The sequence below is a fragment of the Providencia sp. genome (genome assembly GCF_052096715.1).
GTDB lineage: Bacteria > Pseudomonadota > Gammaproteobacteria > Enterobacterales > Enterobacteriaceae > Providencia.
Genome location: NZ_JBQDNB010000028.1, coordinates 15,117 through 33,430, shown reverse-complemented (window position 1 = coordinate 33,430; position 18,314 = coordinate 15,117). Strand labels below are relative to the sequence as shown.

Here is an 18,314-nt window from a genome sequence, read left to right as displayed (position 1 = left end):
TCCGTTAAATCAGGTGATTGAAATTTACTCCATATGTGAGTTTAAGGCAATAAAAAACCCACCGGAGTGGGTTAGTCAGATTATTTTTGTATTTCTAATCTTCTATATAGTTAACATATACGATAGTTGCAGAGCGAATTTCTCCGTCCCTCACTCTAGCATTAATGCTAAGTTTCAATGGTTTTCTATTCCACTCGGCTTGTTGTAGGATTGTTTTATTTTCTTTCTCATCCAAAAATACATCCTGAACAATACATGTTACTAATTTATCCGAGGTAGTATCCCTTACTGTTACTTTGAATACATTTGGGTCTGAAGAATCAACTTTTTCAACTTTATAGGTTCCGTCAATTCTTGTTTCAATTGTTTTTTTTCTAGTAGAGGCAGAAAGTTGCTTTGTTAACTCTTGATCCAGTACGAGATCATCAATTTCTACTGTCTTTGCGTTAGTTAAAGACTTTAATACATCAGTTCTAGCATCCTCGGCTATATCTTGTTGCTTCTGAAGCCTTGGGTTGCTAATCATTACTTTTTCAAGTATTTCTAATCGCTTAGTTTCTTCCTCGGTCATTATTTTCATTGTGTCAAGGAATTGCTTTTCGCTTTCCTTCTTCACTTCTTGAGCTCTTATTTCTCGCCGATTATCTAGGTGTTTTTTAAACACGGTCACGCCACCCCAAATTACAGCGGTTCCTAGAATTGTAATGATGATATCTTGAGGTGTCATTTTATCTATAAGCTCTTTGCCTATGAATTCGAGAAGCCCATTAAAATCAACATTAATGATTGACGAGCCAGCGGCAACTATAATAACTATCTCAATAGACTCACGCTCTTCTTTAGATAAACGTTTATTCGGGTCGTTATATCTTAAAGATGCGTATGCCCTGTTGACTTGCTGTTGCATTTCAACGAATCCCTTCATTACTGAAGGAGTTATACTTCCTTGAAACTTATCTCCTGTTAATCTGAAAGTTAAATTTGGCCAACCATCTAATTTTATATTGCCTGGAATGGCCTTGCCTTCTGAGTATCTCTCTAGATACTTAAAGACCTCAACTTCAGATTTAATTGATATAATATCGTTTTCCAAACCCATCCCCTAAGCATTTTGTGTTGTTTTTTGTTTTTAGCCTTGGCAGGAGTGGTTGTTTATATCATGCCAAGCTGATGCATGTTGCTTCTATATTGATACTACTCATTAATTTTATGAATATAATATCAATATTACTTAAGGATGGTTATCTGGAGATTTGATCAGTGATATATATCATAGTACTGTATAAATATGCAATGATACCTACTTGGTACGCATTGATACCTAAAAAACACCTATCTAGAATGAGAGTTTTTGAGGATAGGTGGCATGGAAAGAAAATATAAGCATCCGCAAGTTAACCTCAGGTTGCCCGTTGATTTAAGAGAGCGAATTCAAGAGTTAGCTGAATTCAATAATCGGTCAGCTAATCAAGAAATGGTCGCAGCTATCGAATACTGGATAATGCGTAATTCTCATGTTGAAGTATTAACAATATCTGATGCGGCTGAGCGCATATTCCAGCTAGAACGAGAGATGGATATCGTTAAAGAAAAATTAGGGATTAAGAAGTAGCTTATCGCTACTTCCTATTTTTTATCTTTTCTTTCTTGTTCTTTCATCCACTCTTCACGAAATAAATCATCTAATGCAAAAATAGCCGTTTCAAACTCCTTACGGCTAATTGCGGTTGGTCGCGATGATAGATACTGATCGATATCAACAAGAGCTAGAGGTAATGGACAGGCAGTCATTCCGGCATAGCGGCGGTTTCTTCCTATAACGCCATAAGCAATGAGTAGCTCATTCGTTACCCCGTCAAACTCTGGTGCAGGAATATCAGGGAGCCCTAATTGCTTTCGCTTCCACTTGGCTTTATCGCCAACATCGCCGCCGAACTCAGTTAGCCAATTCTGAGCCTCTAATGCTTTTTTGCTGTTTCTGCTACTTGTTCGGACTCATCTTTCCCAAGCTCAATGGCGGCGTTAAGAATTTTCCAATACAGCTCAGGGTTTTGCTTTAACAGCATGGCTCCACGTTCAGGCGTGTATTCAATAGCGACTTGTTTACCTTTAGCATCCAACTCGCCTACGCCTTCCCAGCCTTTAAGTAGATAACGCGCCGTTGTTGCCATCAATAAATCATCAGGCGTTTGGGTAATGTCAATTTTTGTTAAGTCAAACTCTGGCGTTCCTACATTCATCTTGTTATCAAGACGGTCAATGTGGCGATAGATTGTTGCGCTAGTTGTACGATAGTGTTCGTTTTCAATCGAGCCAATAAGTAGTTTTAATCCGCTCATTGGCTCAATCCATTTAACAGCTTCCAGCTTTGAATCAGTATTTAGAATAATCATTTGCTACCTCAATATTTTATAAGAATTAACATCACCGCCACTATATACATCTAATGATATAGCCACTTTTACAGCCTCTTCTGCTGACTTACCACTTTTCATTGCCCCCATAGCAAAGGAGTCACCTGAGCCAATTGCTAATGGAGCCTCTGTCTCATAAACGTATGCATGTTTTTCATCTTTATTTTTACTAACTACGAACGCCTTACCGTCAAAATCAATCGCAATAATAGAAAAATCAGATAATTCATTAAACGCAGTGCCAAAATTAACCCCTGATGACAATGCTTGCCAGATTTCATCCTTTGCAGACATATCGCCGCAAATGCCTATAACTTGTATCCTCCGCCCATTAATCTTTAACGAATGCTCATTGCCCGCCTTAAATATTTTTTGCTCTTTTAAATTTACTATCATGCTGCCAACTTGAGATTGGCTATCTGCAGCAAGCGTCGCTCCATCCCATGCAATAGTTGTCATTACCTTTCCTTTGGTTATAAAAAAGCCCGAATTAACGGGCTATAAAGTTAGCTACTCACCATCGTCAATAACTGGCGGTATCCGAGTGATTGTTGGAGGTGTATCTGCTGCTGTGATATTGAGCTGAACTTGAATTATGTCTGTATTGCCTCCATCAGGCCAATCACCGTCAACTTGCACCGCAGGGAATGAAAACGTGTAACCACCCTCAGCATTTTGCAGCGTGAACTCAAACGGAATGGTTTCACCGGTTAATGTTTTCTTCCAAATTTCCCACGCAGCTTTAGACCAGGAGAGTGTAATACTTCCTGATGGTGTAAAGGTTGTCGGAATGTTTGCCCCTGCAAATGGTGAGCCAGTTCCGATACATCGCTGCGTCTGCATATTGTTGTCAAAACTCAAACTGAACGAGTCAACACAAAAGCCATTACCGCCTTGAATATCGTTAAGTTTGAGATTGGTGACTTCTTTGAAGCTGTAGCGCAATTTGCCCGCATTATCTACCGGTTCAGTGTGGTATTTCGTGCCGTCGCCTTTCGATTCAAAATCCAATCCAGCAAAAGTCACCGTTACAGTAACGTCTCCATCCGCTGGCGTTTCAATTTGCATCGAGCCAACCTGACAGCCGCGTGAAATTGAAGACACGCCGATGTCGGATGCAAAGGTAGCTAATGAGAAGGTGATACGTGAATCGCCCATTGTAAGCGCATTACCAACCCACTCCGCACCAAAACAAGATGCTAAGAAGGCATCATGTTGACCATAGCGAAATTTAGCCCCCACATCACCGCCCACATCAACCGTTGTTAGCGATTTACCTTGAGCCATTCTAGTACCGCCGATTTCGTCATTATCGGAAGTATTCTGTGTGGGCTTTACCCCGTAGCTTGTTCGTGTTAATAAATCCCAAATGCCACCTGTCGGAGTGACGCCCGTTATAGTTTCACGGATAAAAGCCGTGACCGTTTTTGCACCTGATGACATTTAGCCTCCTATAGTGCGCGATATGGAATATGTAAATTCATTTGATAAAAGCCGTTAACCTCACCACCATCAACCAAGTCAACCGCGAAATAATCCAGTGAGCCATCTGTTTTGAACTCAAAAAGCTCTCTCAAACTATCTGCTGTTTCATAGAGTAATTTGGTTCCTTTACCTAACGCTGAATACAGTCGAATAACAACAAGCCCCCCACGCTGAATAACAGCCCCATTGCCAATTTCTACAGCTCCGCCCATGCTGGAAGTTGCTGTTAACTCAGCCCAGAGACTTTTATTCTTGGGATCAAACGTCTTGTCATTTGGATAACGAATATCAGATTTAGGTATGGTGGTTTGCGTGGTTACTCTGGTGATGACGGCATTTCTAATTTCCGTCAGTGTCATCGTCTACTTTGAATTACCTCATGGAATGATGGCGCGTAAACACCGTCAGTAGCTTGATCTGAATAGCCATTTTCAAGCGCTATACCATATGGCAGGTTATTTTGAATACAAAGAATCGTGAATGGCTTAGATTTAGCGATTGCCGCTACGCCGATCCTTAACGTCTCATTCCCTGCTTTGTCTTTGATATTTTCGTCATACTGATTATCAGGCGTGCCCTCACTAACTCGGTGGTTTCCTCGAAAAGTGCCTTGGTCAACAGGTGATTTAAGGATAACTGCTTGAAACATTGCCCCAGCCGTTCGCTTCATTTCCGCGCCAACATCATCAGAAACAATACGGACAAAATGACTAGGCGGCGTATTCCAGCCTTTTGCCATCACATCCTCCGTAATTGAATATCGTAATGAGCACCAACGGGATCTTCTTGTATTGATATAACGCTGTATTTTTGTCCGTTTACAGTGATTTGATGGCCTATTGATGGCGTATCTGTTATCTCATTTGTCAATGCAATAAGTAGCACGTCGCCTGCCAGAACATTTATCTCATCAACACGACCAAAACCCATTGTTTGTAAGTTGTAGTTATCTAAAATTCCACGGCCTGTATATTCGACAGTAGTATCATTCCCCGTTTCAGTAACCGGATCCCAACCATCACCCTCGATAACATACGAGCCAGTAAACGCTTTTACAGCATCAGCTAAATCGCTATCAAATGCCTCTGCTAGCTCTTTCTGTATTTCTGACCTCATATTACACCTTCTTCAAAAAAACAACGCTAGGGCGCTTTGAGTAAGGTTTTATTAGGTCTTGGATGTATTGCTCTGCCGCATTCAGTTCATAACTGCCGTCTTGATAAGTTTTACTCACCTCGACAGAGCCACCCTTGACCGTTTTAGCCTTTAACTCCTGAGATTGACCTTGATACAACTGCTTATTGATGATCCCTTTGATAATCTCGTATGAAGCCAGTTTTAATGCCACTGGCACATCATCTGTGTCATTATACGGCTTAACGTTTCTTGCAATTAAATACGCTTCACTTTGAGCCAATAGCCGAGCCTTATCACTTTCCGTTTGGCTAGTCCAAGTCTCACCTATTGCCTGTTCTGCTTCTTGTTCAGTGATAAAGGCCATAATTACTACTCCTGAAGAAGAGCCAACAAGTCAGCTTTTTTCGCCTTCGCGTCGAACTCAATACCTTTTTCAGCAAGAATAGCTTTGAGCTCATCAGTTTTAAGCTGACTATAGTCTTGACCTTCTTGCTTCTCATCTGCCTTATTGTTTTCAGATTGAGCAAGCTTTGCAGTCGCCTCTCTTCGCATTCGGTTGAATGATGCTAATCCCATAATTACCTCAAAAAATAGCAGAGCCGAAGCCCTGCCCTTAATTACGCCAACTTGTGATTGAAAGCTACCAAGCGAATTTGTTTTGGCTCGTACACGCGCTCCCAGTTTGTACCGACAGCAAGCCCAGCATTAGCAGGCGCGATACCTGCCGAACCAGCCCATTTCACACCGCGAGGATGTAGAACAAAATGACGGCGGTTAATTAAGATGTCCGTGCCGGCTAATGAGTCACGGTCTGTTTCAACGCCAACCGGTGCACCAACATCTTGGAAACCAATTGCGCCCGCACCAAATAAGTAGGTTGTATAAACACCTGCTGCATGCGGCATTCCATCATCAACAATGACGCGTTTATCCATGAATGTGCGATACATAATCACACCGTCAGCATCACGGATGGTTTCGATTAGGCCATCTTTAGCTAGCTTGGCCATTGTTGCCGAGTGCATAGCAACTGCGGTTAACTTATCAACTGAGTCGCCGAGCTTATAAGCCGCATCAACGAAAGATGATCCACTAATAACCGCTGCGGCGTCAGCCTCAGTTGAAATATCAAGCATGTTTCCCGTCATTGAGGTTGCACCAAATACACCTTTTAGTGTTCCTAGTGTCATTTTTTGCATTTCTCGCGCCCAGTAATCAGCCGCTAAATCTGCAATCGCCCCCATAGGATCATCACCAGAAAGTGCTTTAGCTAAATCATTTACCCCCCAAGCCTTGCCGCGAGCATGCAGAATAGCTAAGTCTTGTGCTGCGGTGATAGCATTGACAGTTAACGCGCCAGAATCAGAAAGCACCTCTGAATCGCCGCTTAAGTCATTCCAGAAAGGTAGGTTCGCAGTCGTACCACCTTTAGAGCCGAATGCAATATCAACATCCAACTCACCAACCACGCCGGAGCCCCATAATGCCGATTTCTCAGCAGTTTTATTAATCACGTACTGAGTAAATAACTCAGGTACGATTACGTCGGAAATTTTAGTATCAGCCATCTAATAGCCCTTATTTTTTCAAATTATGTTTTACAGCAAGTTCGTTGTATTGCTGTGGATTGGTTACTTTTAGCGCACCAAGCTTGGTCAAATTAATTGAGCCATCAGGGTTAGTGACATCAGTAGCCCCTTTGCCTTTCTCACTGCCATGAGCACCAGTTCCCTGAGCTACAGGCCAGAAGTACGGTTTGCTTTCACGGATAGTTTCAACCCACTCCTTAGGAGTAAGTGGAGTTTTCCCGTCTTTACCGATAATGACTTCGCCATTTTCATCAAGCGCAACAGCGTTGCCATTGTCATCTAGAGAAAATTGAGACTGAGCCAAGAAAGCAATGTCACCTGTAGCCTCTTTCAATACGCCATTCTCAATAGCCGCCTGAACAATCTGGCCTTTGACTACGGACTGACGAAATTTGTTAGCGTAGTTTTCAGCCTTGTCAGCTCGTTTTTTTTCAGCAGTGAGTTTACTTTCATAGTCATCACGTAAACGCTCAGTGCGCTTTTGAATGACTTCATCTAACTTGCCCTCGGCAATTAATTTAGATTCTTCATCCATATTTGCTTTTGATAACAAATCTTTCACTGCCGTTAGATCGATGCCGCCAAGCTGGGTTTTCAGCGAATCTAGTTCATCTTTCAACCCTTTGTTTGTGCCAAGCAATTCATCACGCTTAGACTTTAAGCCAGCAACCTGATCGCTCACTGCTTTATCAATGATGACTTGCATTTCAGGTGTGATGGTTGTACCACCACCGCCTCCTCCTTGTGACCCATCGTCAATCTGTGAGTAATATTTGCGACCAATATTCATAAATAACATGTAGTTCCCCTTGGGATTTGATGCGCCTAGCGCGTTGAATTAACTCAGCCCTAAGCCGAATTTAGGTAATAAAAAAGGCCACCGAAGTGACCTTGTTGATTGAATGCTGTTATAAGCCAAGTTCCTCGAACGTCTGCTTATCCAGTAGTTTTAATTGGTTGAGTGTGTACATCTTGCCTTGTGGGTCTACGAACCTATCAATGTCATAATTGCCATTTTTGTATAGTTCATAACGATTCTTACCCAACCATTCTTTTTGAAAGCCAACAGATTGATTACCAAACCATGATGAGTAATCTGTATTCGAATTAACTTGCCCGATTACACCATCGCGATCATCTTTAGGTATTTTGCTCACTGGCCTTGTATCGGCGATAAATGGGCGTCTGCCAATTAAGTTACCGTCTTTATCGCAGCCCACTAAGATAGTGCGGCAATTAGGGTGATACGGAGGCCGAGAGAATGAATCACTGTGATGATAGACTTCACCATCTTTCGAAGCGCACACCTTGCTTGTTCTGCCGTCTAATGTTGCAACTACCTTCAAGTAGTCATACCCGAGCTGAACAAAAGTATCTTCAACGACTTGATTACTTACATGACTTCGTATCGTTCTCACGTCACGCTCTATAGCGCTACGTGCCGAGTTCAATATTCCATCTTGATAGTTGAGTCGCTTGGAGCCTTTAATGCGCTGTACAATCTGCTGAGTCGTGTCACCGTTAGTTATTCCACTACGTATTGCATATTCAACGCGTTGCTTTGCGTCATCAGCTATCTTTGAAAATAACTCATCAACCAAAGCACCGCCGGACATGGGAATATTTTTGGCTTTAGTGTAAAGCTTTTCGCCCGTTATGACTTTTGCCAGCTTTTCGCCTGCCAACGTTGCGGTATAGCCTGTTTCATATGCGGATAATGTTGCGGCGCTAGTTGAAACGCCTTGCTGAACCTCATCTCTCACAGAATCACGCCAGCCATTAATTAACTCACGGACACGCCTCAATTCAGGCGTAGTATATTTCCCACCACTTAATGCTATAAGCTCGGAACTACTTAAGCTATCTAGATAATCACGCAACTGGTTAAGCATGTCGCCTGATACGATATTAAACTCACGAAGGATTTCATTGATATTTTGTGATGATGCGCGATACAAATAAGCTTGATGCCGAGTAATAGCATCTAGAAAGGCTAAGCTAAGCTTCTTCTCGCTCATAGATAACCTCTGTTACTGTGCCATCGTTCTCCGCTTCAACTCGCAACAACTCATCCTTATAATCAATATCAGGCAATTTACCAGTGCCAATATATTCCCAGTAAGTTTGGAATGAGTTTTTGCCAGCAAGAGCACCCTCATAAAGTTGCTTGGCCAACTCGATATCATACGTCGAATTATTAAAATCAGGCTTCACGGTAAATACGTAATCATCAGATGGAAGCTTCAACCACTGAGCCATATATTTAATGCCTTGCTCAATAGCTTCTGCTGCACAAGTGACAATACTGTGTAAACTTGCATGCTGATCATCTTGCCTTGCACGCCTAGCCTCACCAGACTCTTGCGCTCTCGTGTCGATAACCTTAGCGCCTGCCTCTAGCGCTGCATTCTTTTGCGCGTCCATCTCGACTTTTGTTTTATCAATGCCAGTGCCCGTAATTTCCAAGTAGCCACACTCTGAGTCTTTGGGTAATAACCATGCCGCCATAACACCTGTTACCGTTATGTCGTCACCATCGCTTAAATTAGAGACCCACGGCTGAGGATGAGCTGTGTGATGTAGCGATTGATAATAGTCGGCGCTTAATTGATATGATTTCAATGCCGCTTTAGCCATTGTTAGCAATGGGACGGTGCCAGCATCAGAAGCGTTATCTGTCGTGCCGCAGAAAATAAAGGGCGTGAAGGTTAATAAGTCACTACCTAAGCTGGGAGTTCGATCCTCAATATAATCACCATCATAAAGACTAACAACCAACTTGCCATCAACTAGCTCAAGAACACGATGAACTGCTTTAGTGTCATGCCCGAATTTATCTTTGCTATTGCTAAATTGCTCTTCTAGCACAACGAGGTTTAAATCTTTGCGACCTCCAACGCTGTTTTCTTTCCAGTTAATAATGGATAGCGCATCATACAATGCGAAATATGGAACACCTTTTTGGTCAACATCAATGAGCAACCCACAGCGTCCATACTCAAGAAGGTTTAACACTACACGGATAAATAACTGCTTTAGCCCAAAGCCGTCACTAGTTGCATTCTCTTCAAGCCCTTGTAACTGCTTGTTCGGAATGCTGACTTCTGGAGTAAGCTTTGAAACTAAGCCGATCATTGTTCTGAGGGAGTCTTGAACCCATAAAGGATACTGCGCGCGGTTAATGTATCCCTCATATATTTTCTTTGCGCTATCACCCAGCTTTTCAGCTTCAACCATTCCAGCTGATTTTGGAAGGTAGGTTTCACCTGATTGTTTTATCTTTTCTTCGCCAGCAATAGCATCTTGCATAATTTGCCAGCTATTTTTAGCCGCGATATATTGCGGATGTTTGTCTGTAACTGCCATATTTTACCTTATGCCATGCCAGCAATGCGTTTTCGTTTAAATGTTCTTGATTTCTTATTCCGCCTACTCACAGCAAAATATCTAAATCCGTCAGCATCATGTGATGTAAAGTCGTGAAGAGGTTTATCTTTCCAGCAGCCAAGCTTGTCATTCCATTCTTTGCGATATCCTTCAAGGTGAGCAATACCCTCTTCACATTTATGCTCATCGAGCACACAATGAGGGAGAATTTCACGCACAGCTTCAATGCCTTCATCGATAGACACCCTTGGCACGACTTCAAATCGAATTGAGTAAACCTGTCCGTCAATTTCATAACCTTCACGAGCAAGGTCTTTACGCGATTTAGCGTCAGAGCCAAACTCTCTGTTTTCAATATCATGAGGTGCGTTATGACTAGCGTAGGTGTAACCCCTGTCTTTCAGCACCTTCATATAATGCCGTAGGCCTTCACCGCTATTCGAATAATGATCGATAATGTGAAATTCATTACCAACTTCACGAACAAACCAGATTGATGTTTCATCACTAACACCGATATCCCAATACGTATGCACTGGTAGGTGTGAGTTATCAGGGAGTGTGCCAATGCGTTTATTTTCGTACAGGAAGCGAAATTGCTTGGCGTAATACGCACCCTCAACAGATTGCTGAAATGCTTCGGATGGTATTGACGGATATTCACGCTTCATATCATCGCCAAGAGTTTTCTCTTTAGCGTAATACCAAGCTTTCTGACGCTCATTGAGGTTAACGCCGTGTAAGCCGGCTACCTCATCGAAGTAATCGACCAAGCGCTGTGGTAATTGCTCCACAGGATCAATTGCATATTCAGGATTCTTCCACCATGAGAAGAAAAAGAATTTCCAGTCTAAGTTAGAGAGAGTCTTACTCTGAAGTTGTGATTTTTCAGCCGACTGGCAGTAATCATAAAAGTAACCAGCTCGGCCTTCTGCTGTGCTTTCGATTGTAGTAAAACAGTCACTTGATACTGCCTCAAAAGCGCCAGTAACAATCTCTCTCGCTTTATCAGGATACTTAGCACATATCTTGCCGAACTCAGATATATGCAGATAACGAAGTGTGCCGCCACGAAAGGAGGTGCTTACATAAAGTGAACCGCCATTACTGAAAACTAACTCACCAACTGAATCATTCTTAGCAGGGTTAGCACGTCGAATAGTCGCTGGTAAGTTGTCGTATGCGTATTTAACCTTCTCCCTAAATAAGCGTTTAGCGTCATTTAGAGTATGCGCTATCAATGCACACTTAGCAGACTCAAGCAAAGCTGCATCCAACTGAACAATACAAACAAGTGTGGTGAAGCCAAGCTGACGAGCTTTCAAGATGATATTGCGTGTATGCATACCGTCGAAGTATTCATACTGCTCAGGTGTCATTCTAAATTTTACTTTTTTACCTTTTTTGTCAGTAATAAAATAAAGATTATTTAGCCGCCAGAATCTATCTTTGAGATTCTTTTTTAATGTCTCAAATTGCTGATTTTTTGCAGCCATATTATGACTCCGAGGATATCTCTTTCAGCAACTCAGACATTTGCTCATCCATTGAATGTTCAATTTTCTTCGGCGGCTCCCAGCCTTGCATATCAGCTAGTTGTTTAATTGCCGCTTTCGGATCATGCAGCTTTAATTTAATACCGTCTTTGCTTGCTGTGAGTTCAGATATTGCTGCTAATGATTTAGGGTCTTGTAATGCGGAGTCTTTAAATTTCCACACCGCCTGAATAACTGGATTGCCGTCATCATCAACGCCCATCTTATGCTCACTGAACTCTACCATTTCTGATACTGAGCTACGCCCGATTGAAGATAGCCTCTCTAGGGCTTCCTCGCGCGTCATGATGGCGCTAGAAATGGCAGCCTCATTTACTGAATCTAGGAATGCTTTTACCTTAAGATTTCCGAAGATCTGACTTGCTGAAACACTAGCTGCATTTTCATTCTTAGCCTTATACCCAGCCTGCTTGTAAGCATCTATCTGATTAAGTCCTTTTAGGATGCCTAACGCGAATTGCTGTTGCTGTTTCGTCAGGGCATCAAAAAGAACTTTCTGCTCATCTGTGAGCGTTGGTTTTTTCTGAGCCATAATGTTTCCCTCATAACAAATTAAAAAGCCGGCTCACTCGAACTGGCTTTGTGATTGGTTATTCTGCTACTTCATCATTGAATAACGTTTTCTTTGTTTCCTGCACTCGTTGATATACGGCGTCTACTTTGGTTAATGTGTCGACGCTGCCATTATCAAAGTTGCCGTTGTTGCTATTCCACAGTTGAACAAATAACTCATATTCAAGCTGGTCGTCATTGATAAGCTTAATTGCCTTTGCGGTTGCTGCGGTGTTGTTGCCTGTTAGCTTAAGTAAGCCTAAGCGGATTTTCTCTTTTGTTGTTAGTTCTGTAGTCATGCTTTACCTTATTATTTAACTGCTTATTTCTACTTCCTCACCCTCAAGAACGAGTTCTTTCTTGAAGCATAAATTCGCTAACCAATCCATATGAAAAATGGCAGCGATAATTAAAACTGGCTTCATGAATGGACGAAGCGACATCTTGTATGTGATGATTCCTGTTTTCATATAACACCCTATTTTTTATTAATAATAGTTAAGTGTTATAGCATAGATTATTTATTTCTTTCTGCTTCAATTTCCCGTATTGCTTTCTTGTCCAAATTGCACGCCTTAATTACCGACATCAGATCAATGTTGTATTCAGCGATATCTCCCCACGTCATTTTGTCGGGAATATCTGGTATCGGGCAATCAGCTAGTAAACTTGCAGGAATTGGAATGTGAGGTGCTAATACATATTCAGTCTTTGTATTGCCGCATCCTGTTAATAAGGCTATCAGGAGCAGTAACGGGAGCGTAGTCATTATCCACAAGAATAGTTTTGACGTCTTTCTTGGTTCCCTGTGCGTCCAGTGTGTTTTGTTGTTTAGCATCAATGGTTGCTCCAGAGATACGGTCAAAGATAGATATTGATGTGTAGGCGTTGTCTGATATGAGTGATTGCCGTGACAGCTCACCATTAAGTGATTTAATTTCACGCTCTAATTTTGAGTTTTGATAAATAAAAAAGAGCGCAACTAATAGCGGTATGAAAGCAATCAAATACTTTATCGCTATTTTTAATAACTCTTTTGCTATATCACTCATGTCACGACTCTTTCACTGATAACGCAGCATCACCAATAGGTAGCGGTCGGTTATCTACTTCAACGCCATCAGGCCAGCGATAAGCAACAACTCGGTCAGTCCCAAACGCTTTGATGTTTACTGCGTCTGACTGATTACCACCCAAGATAAGAAGTGAGCCATTTTCAGTTTTACCAACACAAAAGCCAACATGACCACCGCCAGAACGAGAGAAGCGAACAATGCAACCGTATTTAGGTTCGTTTAGCTTCTGTCCGAAAGTATCGAATGAACTTGAGGCATCTTTACGAGGGGATTTAATGCCTGCCCGCTCTAACATGGCGTTGACGAAACCAGCACACCAAGGAACTTTTCTCGCGGTTCCGACTAAGCCACGCAACTTGCTATCAATCCACATCTGATCGACGGCTTGAGAGCCTGTCTCAGTATGTTCAGACACGCCTATTTCTTTTCTGGCTTCAATTAACCATTTGGGTTCGTTCATTTCTCACCTTCTTGAATACCTGCATGATGTTACCTTTAGCTGCAAAAACTAGAATGCAGACAAAAGTATCGCCAAATAAATTAGATAAACTCGTGTTGAAATCATTAGGCGTTAATAGCTGATATATCTGCCATACACATAACCAGATAAGCACTACGCCAATATATGAATCTCTTTTACGAACGTAATTACAAAGAAATACACGAATAGCCATTGAGGATAAAATGACTACATTCATGTAATTGATAATCTCTTGATAGCTCATTTCTTGCCCCTCCACTTTTCAGTTAAGGTGCTCATCAAAACAGAGAAATTATTTTCAATGAGTTTAGGCAACCATCGAATAGCCTTTGTTAGAGTTTCGCTACTGGCGATAATGAGAAGCAAAGAAATGAATAATGCTGAAACCAGAATGGCTGTTAATGTCTTGCCTATTTCATATCCTGTCTCAGCAATAATTATTCGTTCCACTGATTCAGAGATAAGAACACCCGTTAAAAACGATAAGATAAATAACAGAACCTTTTTCTTGTTGTTATCTTTAGAGGCTATGACCGCAACAGTTGCACCTATAATCGCACCTGTAATTACTCCATAGTCAAAACTTCCTGTCATTAATCCGATTGCACCACCGCCTGCCGCGCCGACGATAGCACCAGCTGCGGTACTTGGCATATATAACACCTGTTTTTTAGTTAATAGATAGCCGCGCACAATCTCTATGCGTCAATTAAGTGTGGTTGATTAGAATTCTGTGGCGGCGTATACGAAAAAAGGCCGCACTAGGCGACCTCTTGAATGTGAACTATCCGGAAATTCCGGAGAGTTGGAATTGTCGCTATGGGGATTCCCATAACGGAACAATATCAATACGTTATAAACAACAAAGCCCCACCTAAGTGAGGCTCTATTAATTATTTAAACACTCCGAACGCAATAACTAGCGGAGGATAACATAAATATATCAGGTAATAATTTTTTTGCAACTATTTGCATTACTTTTTCTCATTCGAATTTATCATCAATCTCCTTGCCATTGTTAAGGTCAGTGGTTATTGCCTTATGCATCTTTGCCTCAATTATTCTAATGCACCATCTAACCCTGTCTCTTGCTTGAGGCATGGTTAACGACCCGCTAGTGATCTTCATTAAAAACTGAGCGATAGTTTCTGTTCTGTGTCCATACACGTAATAGTTAACTGCCACTCTGATTAGCGGTGAATTAGCGCCAAAGACTTTAATTATCATGCTATCTACATAACCGCCTAAATCATCCGAACACTTTGGAACTGAACGATGTTTAAGATTTGCGATAATTTGCGAGAGTTTTTTGATAAGCTCATTACCAATGTAACCACGAGAATGTAGCCCTTCGATTATTGCTGTTATGCCATCTGCTGTTATAGTCCCCCGACCAGATACAGATTCCATAAAGCGACCGATAGGGCTTACTTTTCCCTTATCTTCCAGTCCTTCATAAGCCCATGAACCCCAACCGCTGAGTATATGGCTAATCCAGACTCTCTCGTGAGGCTCCAGTCCTCTGGTTGGGTCTATGTCTCGTTGCTTTTTGATGAGTGCAAGTAGCGCTATTTGGTCTTTAGGTAGGTCATGCCTTGCAGTGACGCAGGTAAAAAACTCACCATCATTTAACTTGAGAAAATAATTAGCCTCTCTTATTGCATGAGTTTTATCTTTGTAGCTGCCTAGGTAAAATTTATGGCCAAGTCTGTTTACTTGGATTCTCCAGCGCTTAGTTTTTCTTTCAAACGATATGCATCTAGCGCCAGAGGTATTATTTTTTCCTATTCGGCGATTCCATGAGTTTTGCGCTGAAGTGTCCAGCCTTAGATTTGATAGTCGATTATCTGAAGTGTTCCCGTTGATGTGGTCTATATCATTTTTAGGCCATACTCCATGCATATAAAACCAAGCTAACCTATGGGCTGCATATTTTTTAGAATTTACGCTTACGCCTATATAGCCATCATCTCGCATGTATCCCTTGACTCTAACGCCCTTATGAAGGCAACTAGTGAAGTTACCAGTTTCTGGGTTATATCTAACTTTCTCTCTAATTAGCGCTAGTTCGGGATGAGCGTCAGGTAATATCCTTTTGTCGTAGTGATATGTGATCATCTTACCTCCGGCAATACTGTTCCGTTTCCATCTTCTTTGGTCGAAAACATAACTCTAATTTTAGAAGTTACGCCTAGCCACCTAAGCAAATGGACTTTCATCACCCCAGATTCCGCTTGAACAACGGCGTAATCATGGCCTTTCTTTATTCTCAACCATCTAGCCTCTTCAATTGCCGCTGATATGTCAGTGAACATTAAGCTGCCTCCATGTATTGCTTTCGCCTTTTTTCATACCAACGGGCCCTACGAGTGAATATTGCTTTCATTCGCTTGAGGTATTCGATATCGAATTTACGGGCCGAGTTATCGTGCTCTAAGCGTGTTACTCGCTCTTCGCCGATTTTTTTGATGAGATTTATGCGGTATGGAATTGGATTTCCTGACAGGTCCCTATTGCAGTGAACGCAGCCAGCGTGAATATTGAGAAGATTAAATCTTAAATGTCTTGCCGAACCTCTAGACCTGTAATGGCTTGCATCTACGGACCCACCTCTTACCCCGTAATTTAAGGGCCTACCACAAGCAATACATGGCTGGCCGTAATCACGCCAGAATATGTATTTGTTTACTGCCACTTGGGCCTCTTTATTCCAGTCTGATTTTGTCTTTAACTTTTCCTTTCGGGCCCGCAATATTTTTCGTTCCTCAGAAATTTGTTTTCGACGGCCCTTTTCTTTGGTCCGTTTAACTTCTTTTGGTCCGTATAGTATTGCGCAGGATGTAGAGCAGACTTTTTGAGTGGATAGGTAGGGAGTAAATTCTTTATCGCATTCTTTACAGGTTTTCAGCTTCGGCTTTTTAGCCTTAGCCATATATCGCCTCAATAAATATCCATGCAGATGCAAATAGACAAGCAAATATAGTCAACATAAATAACTTGGCTCCGAGTGTTACCCTTGATTTCTTTGGTTGAGCCTTCATGATGATTTGACCATCATCGCTGATATCAAACTTATCAATATTTTCAAGTAACGCTTTTCTTAACCGCTGATTTGTATTCATCGCTCTTACTGCTCCTTGAGTTTCATGTATTCGCTTGTGTGTGGGATTGTTAGCTGTAATCCGAACTGTTCGCACCATGCTTCGATTTTCGTCATGTACTGATACATATCGCCAGTATCTAGCTTTGATGTCTGTCTGAGCTGTTCCCTGACGGTTATTTCCCCTGTAACAAAGTTGGTTTGTTCAATTTCTTCATAGCCGAGGAATGTGGCTTTCAAATCATTCTTAACTTTCTCTTCCGTCATCCATGTGCGACCACTCTTAATCAGGTATTTACTGATTTCGGAGTACCATTTATGCGAGAGATTGTTTTGAGATAGGCTACGTTTTGGCTTGTATACTTTGATTGTGACGCTTAGTTTCGGGTAGGATTTGAGTAGTTCGTTTATATTGCTATCAAATAGCTTTTTGGTTGATTCATGTAAGCAGAAGTTTTCCAAGTTAGCCTCCGCAAGCTGAAAATACTCCGAAATTTGCCGCGGTTGCCGCTATAGTCATTCCTACAAATATTCCAACGACGAAAATAAACAACACTATGCCGCCGTCTAAATTGTTATCACTCACTGTTAGCTCTCCTGTTCCATCCTAATGACTCCACTTCAGCGAGCGTCAGACTATCGACTGAATATGGATTGTTGAAATAAACCGTCGCCTCTTTGAATGCCGTAGGAAATCCAGCTACTAGCGTTCCAATGACAACAATCGGGATAAATAAAATAACTAACAACCACTTGTCCATGTAGCACTCTAGCGAGTTCCATTCATCTACTTTTGAATGCTGATAGAATGCCAATTTACGAGTTGGAAATAGCTTATTGTGAATTTTTCGTTTTATCTTCATCATTCACCCTCTGGCATTGGTGGGAGTTCGTGCCAATAATTGATGTTTTCTAATCCCACTCCCGATAAAAACTCGCCATCATCCCATTTGCCGTCAAAGTCGCTGATGTGCATGATGTGAAGCATGGTCCCTAATTTAACAATTACTGGCTTACCAACTTCTGGCATTTTTTCTGAGCACTTAACCCAATTAGTTCCCTGCATTAGATGCCTCCCATTAACTTATTAAGTTCCAGCCGAAACAGCTTTTTAGCTACTTTCATGCAGCGATACGGCTTGAAAAAGTGTCGGTTATAATCTTTCGTTTGCTTGATGTACTTACGCTTTCTTCTGGTCGCTTCGTCCGTGTAAGCCCAGTTCAGCTCTGTTAACGTTGTTCCTTTCATCACTCAACACCTCGCTTAATTGATAGCTTTAAACTGGTAAAAATCATCGGCTGTTATTGCTGGTACTATGCAATTACCGAAAAGTATTTTTCCCTCTGGTGATTTAATGAATCTGAAATCCTTATACTCCGGTTTGGGCTGAATATTCACATCCATATCGCTAGGAAATTCTTCATACTTACTTAGCAAGTAGCACATAGCATCAGTCCACTCGTGTTTGTCTTTGTCAGTAAACATGTATTCTTGAAGAATTGCGTATCCGCTCATCTAGAAGTCCTTATGATTTGGT

General features: G+C 41.7%; 33 protein-coding genes. 1 reads left to right on the top strand and 32 read right to left on the bottom strand.

From position 1 onward, the window contains the following. Positions 1-94 precede the first annotated feature (94 nt). Positions 95-1,093, bottom strand: a complete 999-nt coding sequence (locus ACTH6U_RS17550) for a hypothetical protein (RefSeq protein ID WP_441832776.1) — start codon at positions 1,091-1,093, stop codon at positions 95-97. A 273-nt stretch (positions 1,094-1,366) separates the two neighbouring features. On the opposite strand from ACTH6U_RS17550, the gene ACTH6U_RS17545 reads away from it, so the two are divergent. Continuing rightward, complete coding sequence (locus ACTH6U_RS17545; protein ID WP_441832775.1) at positions 1,367-1,612, top strand: Arc family DNA-binding protein; 246 nt, start codon at positions 1,367-1,369, stop codon at positions 1,610-1,612. Between the two features lie 14 nt (positions 1,613-1,626). Here the strand turns inward: ACTH6U_RS17545 and ACTH6U_RS17540 are convergent, their stop codons facing one another. The 31 genes from ACTH6U_RS17540 to ACTH6U_RS17390 form a co-directional block, all read right to left on the bottom strand. Then, positions 1,627-1,791 (bottom strand): hypothetical protein, encoded by a 165-nt coding sequence (locus tag ACTH6U_RS17540; protein WP_441832774.1) that lies wholly within the window; start codon positions 1,789-1,791, stop codon positions 1,627-1,629. Positions 1,792-1,958: 167 nt separating this feature from the next. Further along, the gene (locus ACTH6U_RS17535) at positions 1,959-2,393 is read right to left on the bottom strand and encodes a hypothetical protein (protein WP_441832773.1); all 435 of its coding nucleotides are present in this window, start codon (positions 2,391-2,393) and stop codon (positions 1,959-1,961) included. A 3-nt stretch (positions 2,394-2,396) separates the two neighbouring features. Then, on the bottom strand, positions 2,397-2,873 hold the full coding sequence (locus ACTH6U_RS17530; RefSeq protein WP_441832772.1) for a hypothetical protein: 477 nt from the start codon (positions 2,871-2,873) through the stop codon (positions 2,397-2,399). Between the two features lie 51 nt (positions 2,874-2,924). After that, on the bottom strand, positions 2,925-3,857 hold the full coding sequence (locus ACTH6U_RS17525) for a phage tail tube protein (RefSeq protein WP_441832771.1): 933 nt from the start codon (positions 3,855-3,857) through the stop codon (positions 2,925-2,927). 8 nt (positions 3,858-3,865) lie between these two features. Then, positions 3,866-4,258, bottom strand: coding sequence for a phage tail terminator-like protein (locus tag ACTH6U_RS17520; RefSeq protein WP_441832770.1), 393 nt, complete (start codon positions 4,256-4,258; stop codon positions 3,866-3,868). After that, positions 4,255-4,638: a hypothetical protein gene (locus ACTH6U_RS17515; RefSeq protein ID WP_441832769.1), complete on the bottom strand. Its 384-nt coding sequence runs from the start codon at positions 4,636-4,638 to the stop codon at positions 4,255-4,257. The genes ACTH6U_RS17520 and ACTH6U_RS17515 overlap by 4 nt, the downstream gene beginning before the upstream one ends. Beyond that, positions 4,638-5,015, bottom strand: a complete 378-nt coding sequence (locus tag ACTH6U_RS17510; protein WP_441832768.1) for a glutamate 5-kinase — start codon at positions 5,013-5,015, stop codon at positions 4,638-4,640. Before ACTH6U_RS17510 ends, ACTH6U_RS17515 begins: the two co-directional genes overlap by 1 nt. Before the next feature lies 1 nt (position 5,016). After that, positions 5,017-5,400 (bottom strand): hypothetical protein, encoded by a 384-nt coding sequence (locus ACTH6U_RS17505; RefSeq protein ID WP_441832767.1) that lies wholly within the window; start codon positions 5,398-5,400, stop codon positions 5,017-5,019. A gap of 5 nt (positions 5,401-5,405) precedes the next feature. Further along, complete coding sequence (locus ACTH6U_RS17500; protein WP_241501542.1) at positions 5,406-5,612, bottom strand: HeH/LEM domain-containing protein; 207 nt, start codon at positions 5,610-5,612, stop codon at positions 5,406-5,408. Between the two features lie 41 nt (positions 5,613-5,653). Then, on the bottom strand, positions 5,654-6,604 hold the full coding sequence (locus ACTH6U_RS17495; protein ID WP_441832766.1) for a major capsid protein: 951 nt from the start codon (positions 6,602-6,604) through the stop codon (positions 5,654-5,656). A 10-nt stretch (positions 6,605-6,614) separates the two neighbouring features. Then, complete coding sequence (locus ACTH6U_RS17490; protein WP_241501540.1) at positions 6,615-7,424, bottom strand: hypothetical protein; 810 nt, start codon at positions 7,422-7,424, stop codon at positions 6,615-6,617. Between the two features lie 109 nt (positions 7,425-7,533). After that, positions 7,534-8,643, bottom strand: coding sequence for a minor capsid protein (locus tag ACTH6U_RS17485; protein ID WP_441832765.1), 1,110 nt, complete (start codon positions 8,641-8,643; stop codon positions 7,534-7,536). Further along, complete coding sequence (locus ACTH6U_RS17480; protein WP_441832764.1) at positions 8,624-9,991, bottom strand: DUF4055 domain-containing protein; 1,368 nt, start codon at positions 9,989-9,991, stop codon at positions 8,624-8,626. Before ACTH6U_RS17480 ends, ACTH6U_RS17485 begins: the two co-directional genes overlap by 20 nt. A gap of 8 nt (positions 9,992-9,999) precedes the next feature. Then, positions 10,000-11,508, bottom strand: coding sequence for a terminase (locus ACTH6U_RS17475; RefSeq protein WP_441832763.1), 1,509 nt, complete (start codon positions 11,506-11,508; stop codon positions 10,000-10,002). Between the two features lies 1 nt (position 11,509). Further along, the gene (locus tag ACTH6U_RS17470; protein WP_441832762.1) at positions 11,510-12,100 is read right to left on the bottom strand and encodes a terminase small subunit; all 591 of its coding nucleotides are present in this window, start codon (positions 12,098-12,100) and stop codon (positions 11,510-11,512) included. Positions 12,101-12,158: 58 nt separating this feature from the next. Then, a complete protein-coding gene (locus ACTH6U_RS17465; protein WP_441832761.1) occupies positions 12,159-12,419 on the bottom strand; it encodes a DUF2560 family protein in 261 nt (86 codons plus the stop codon). Between the two features lie 15 nt (positions 12,420-12,434). Then, positions 12,435-12,590 (bottom strand): hypothetical protein, encoded by a 156-nt coding sequence (locus ACTH6U_RS17460; protein WP_181795777.1) that lies wholly within the window; start codon positions 12,588-12,590, stop codon positions 12,435-12,437. Positions 12,591-12,637: 47 nt separating this feature from the next. Then, a complete protein-coding gene (lysC, locus tag ACTH6U_RS17455; RefSeq protein WP_441832760.1) occupies positions 12,638-12,889 on the bottom strand; it encodes an Rz1-like lysis system protein LysC in 252 nt (83 codons plus the stop codon). After that, positions 12,825-13,172 (bottom strand): hypothetical protein, encoded by a 348-nt coding sequence (locus ACTH6U_RS17450; RefSeq protein WP_441832759.1) that lies wholly within the window; start codon positions 13,170-13,172, stop codon positions 12,825-12,827. Before ACTH6U_RS17450 ends, lysC begins: the two co-directional genes overlap by 65 nt. 1 nt (position 13,173) lies before the next feature. Continuing rightward, entirely contained in the window at positions 13,174-13,656 is a 483-nt protein-coding gene (locus ACTH6U_RS17445; RefSeq protein ID WP_441832758.1) for a TIGR02594 family protein, read from the bottom strand. Next, positions 13,631-13,921, bottom strand: coding sequence for a hypothetical protein (locus tag ACTH6U_RS17440; RefSeq protein ID WP_137022016.1), 291 nt, complete (start codon positions 13,919-13,921; stop codon positions 13,631-13,633). Before ACTH6U_RS17440 ends, ACTH6U_RS17445 begins: the two co-directional genes overlap by 26 nt. Beyond that, the gene (locus tag ACTH6U_RS17435; protein ID WP_441832757.1) at positions 13,918-14,331 is read right to left on the bottom strand and encodes a putative holin; all 414 of its coding nucleotides are present in this window, start codon (positions 14,329-14,331) and stop codon (positions 13,918-13,920) included. The genes ACTH6U_RS17440 and ACTH6U_RS17435 overlap by 4 nt, the downstream gene beginning before the upstream one ends. Before the next feature lie 330 nt (positions 14,332-14,661). After that, positions 14,662-15,795 carry an HNH endonuclease signature motif containing protein gene (locus tag ACTH6U_RS17430; protein ID WP_441832756.1) on the bottom strand — a complete coding sequence of 378 codons (1,134 nt, stop codon included), beginning with the start codon at positions 15,793-15,795 and terminating at the stop codon, positions 14,662-14,664. Then, entirely contained in the window at positions 15,792-15,992 is a 201-nt protein-coding gene (locus ACTH6U_RS17425; RefSeq protein WP_441832755.1) for a hypothetical protein, read from the bottom strand. Before ACTH6U_RS17425 ends, ACTH6U_RS17430 begins: the two co-directional genes overlap by 4 nt. Next, positions 15,992-16,609, bottom strand: a complete 618-nt coding sequence (locus ACTH6U_RS17420) for a recombination protein NinG (protein WP_441832754.1) — start codon at positions 16,607-16,609, stop codon at positions 15,992-15,994. The genes ACTH6U_RS17425 and ACTH6U_RS17420 overlap by 1 nt, the downstream gene beginning before the upstream one ends. Continuing rightward, positions 16,602-16,799: a hypothetical protein gene (locus ACTH6U_RS17415; RefSeq protein WP_441832753.1), complete on the bottom strand. Its 198-nt coding sequence runs from the start codon at positions 16,797-16,799 to the stop codon at positions 16,602-16,604. The genes ACTH6U_RS17420 and ACTH6U_RS17415 overlap by 8 nt, the downstream gene beginning before the upstream one ends. A gap of 5 nt (positions 16,800-16,804) precedes the next feature. Beyond that, positions 16,805-17,239, bottom strand: a complete 435-nt coding sequence (locus ACTH6U_RS17410) for a recombination protein NinB (protein ID WP_441832752.1) — start codon at positions 17,237-17,239, stop codon at positions 16,805-16,807. Positions 17,240-17,355: 116 nt separating this feature from the next. Next, positions 17,356-17,640, bottom strand: coding sequence for a hypothetical protein (locus tag ACTH6U_RS17405; RefSeq protein ID WP_441832751.1), 285 nt, complete (start codon positions 17,638-17,640; stop codon positions 17,356-17,358). Further along, complete coding sequence (locus ACTH6U_RS17400) at positions 17,640-17,843, bottom strand: DUF551 domain-containing protein (protein ID WP_441832750.1); 204 nt, start codon at positions 17,841-17,843, stop codon at positions 17,640-17,642. Before ACTH6U_RS17400 ends, ACTH6U_RS17405 begins: the two co-directional genes overlap by 1 nt. Further along, positions 17,843-18,025, bottom strand: coding sequence for a hypothetical protein (locus ACTH6U_RS17395; protein ID WP_441832749.1), 183 nt, complete (start codon positions 18,023-18,025; stop codon positions 17,843-17,845). The genes ACTH6U_RS17400 and ACTH6U_RS17395 overlap by 1 nt, the downstream gene beginning before the upstream one ends. A gap of 15 nt (positions 18,026-18,040) precedes the next feature. After that, complete coding sequence (locus ACTH6U_RS17390) at positions 18,041-18,292, bottom strand: hypothetical protein (RefSeq protein WP_441832748.1); 252 nt, start codon at positions 18,290-18,292, stop codon at positions 18,041-18,043. Positions 18,293-18,314 lie beyond the last annotated feature (22 nt).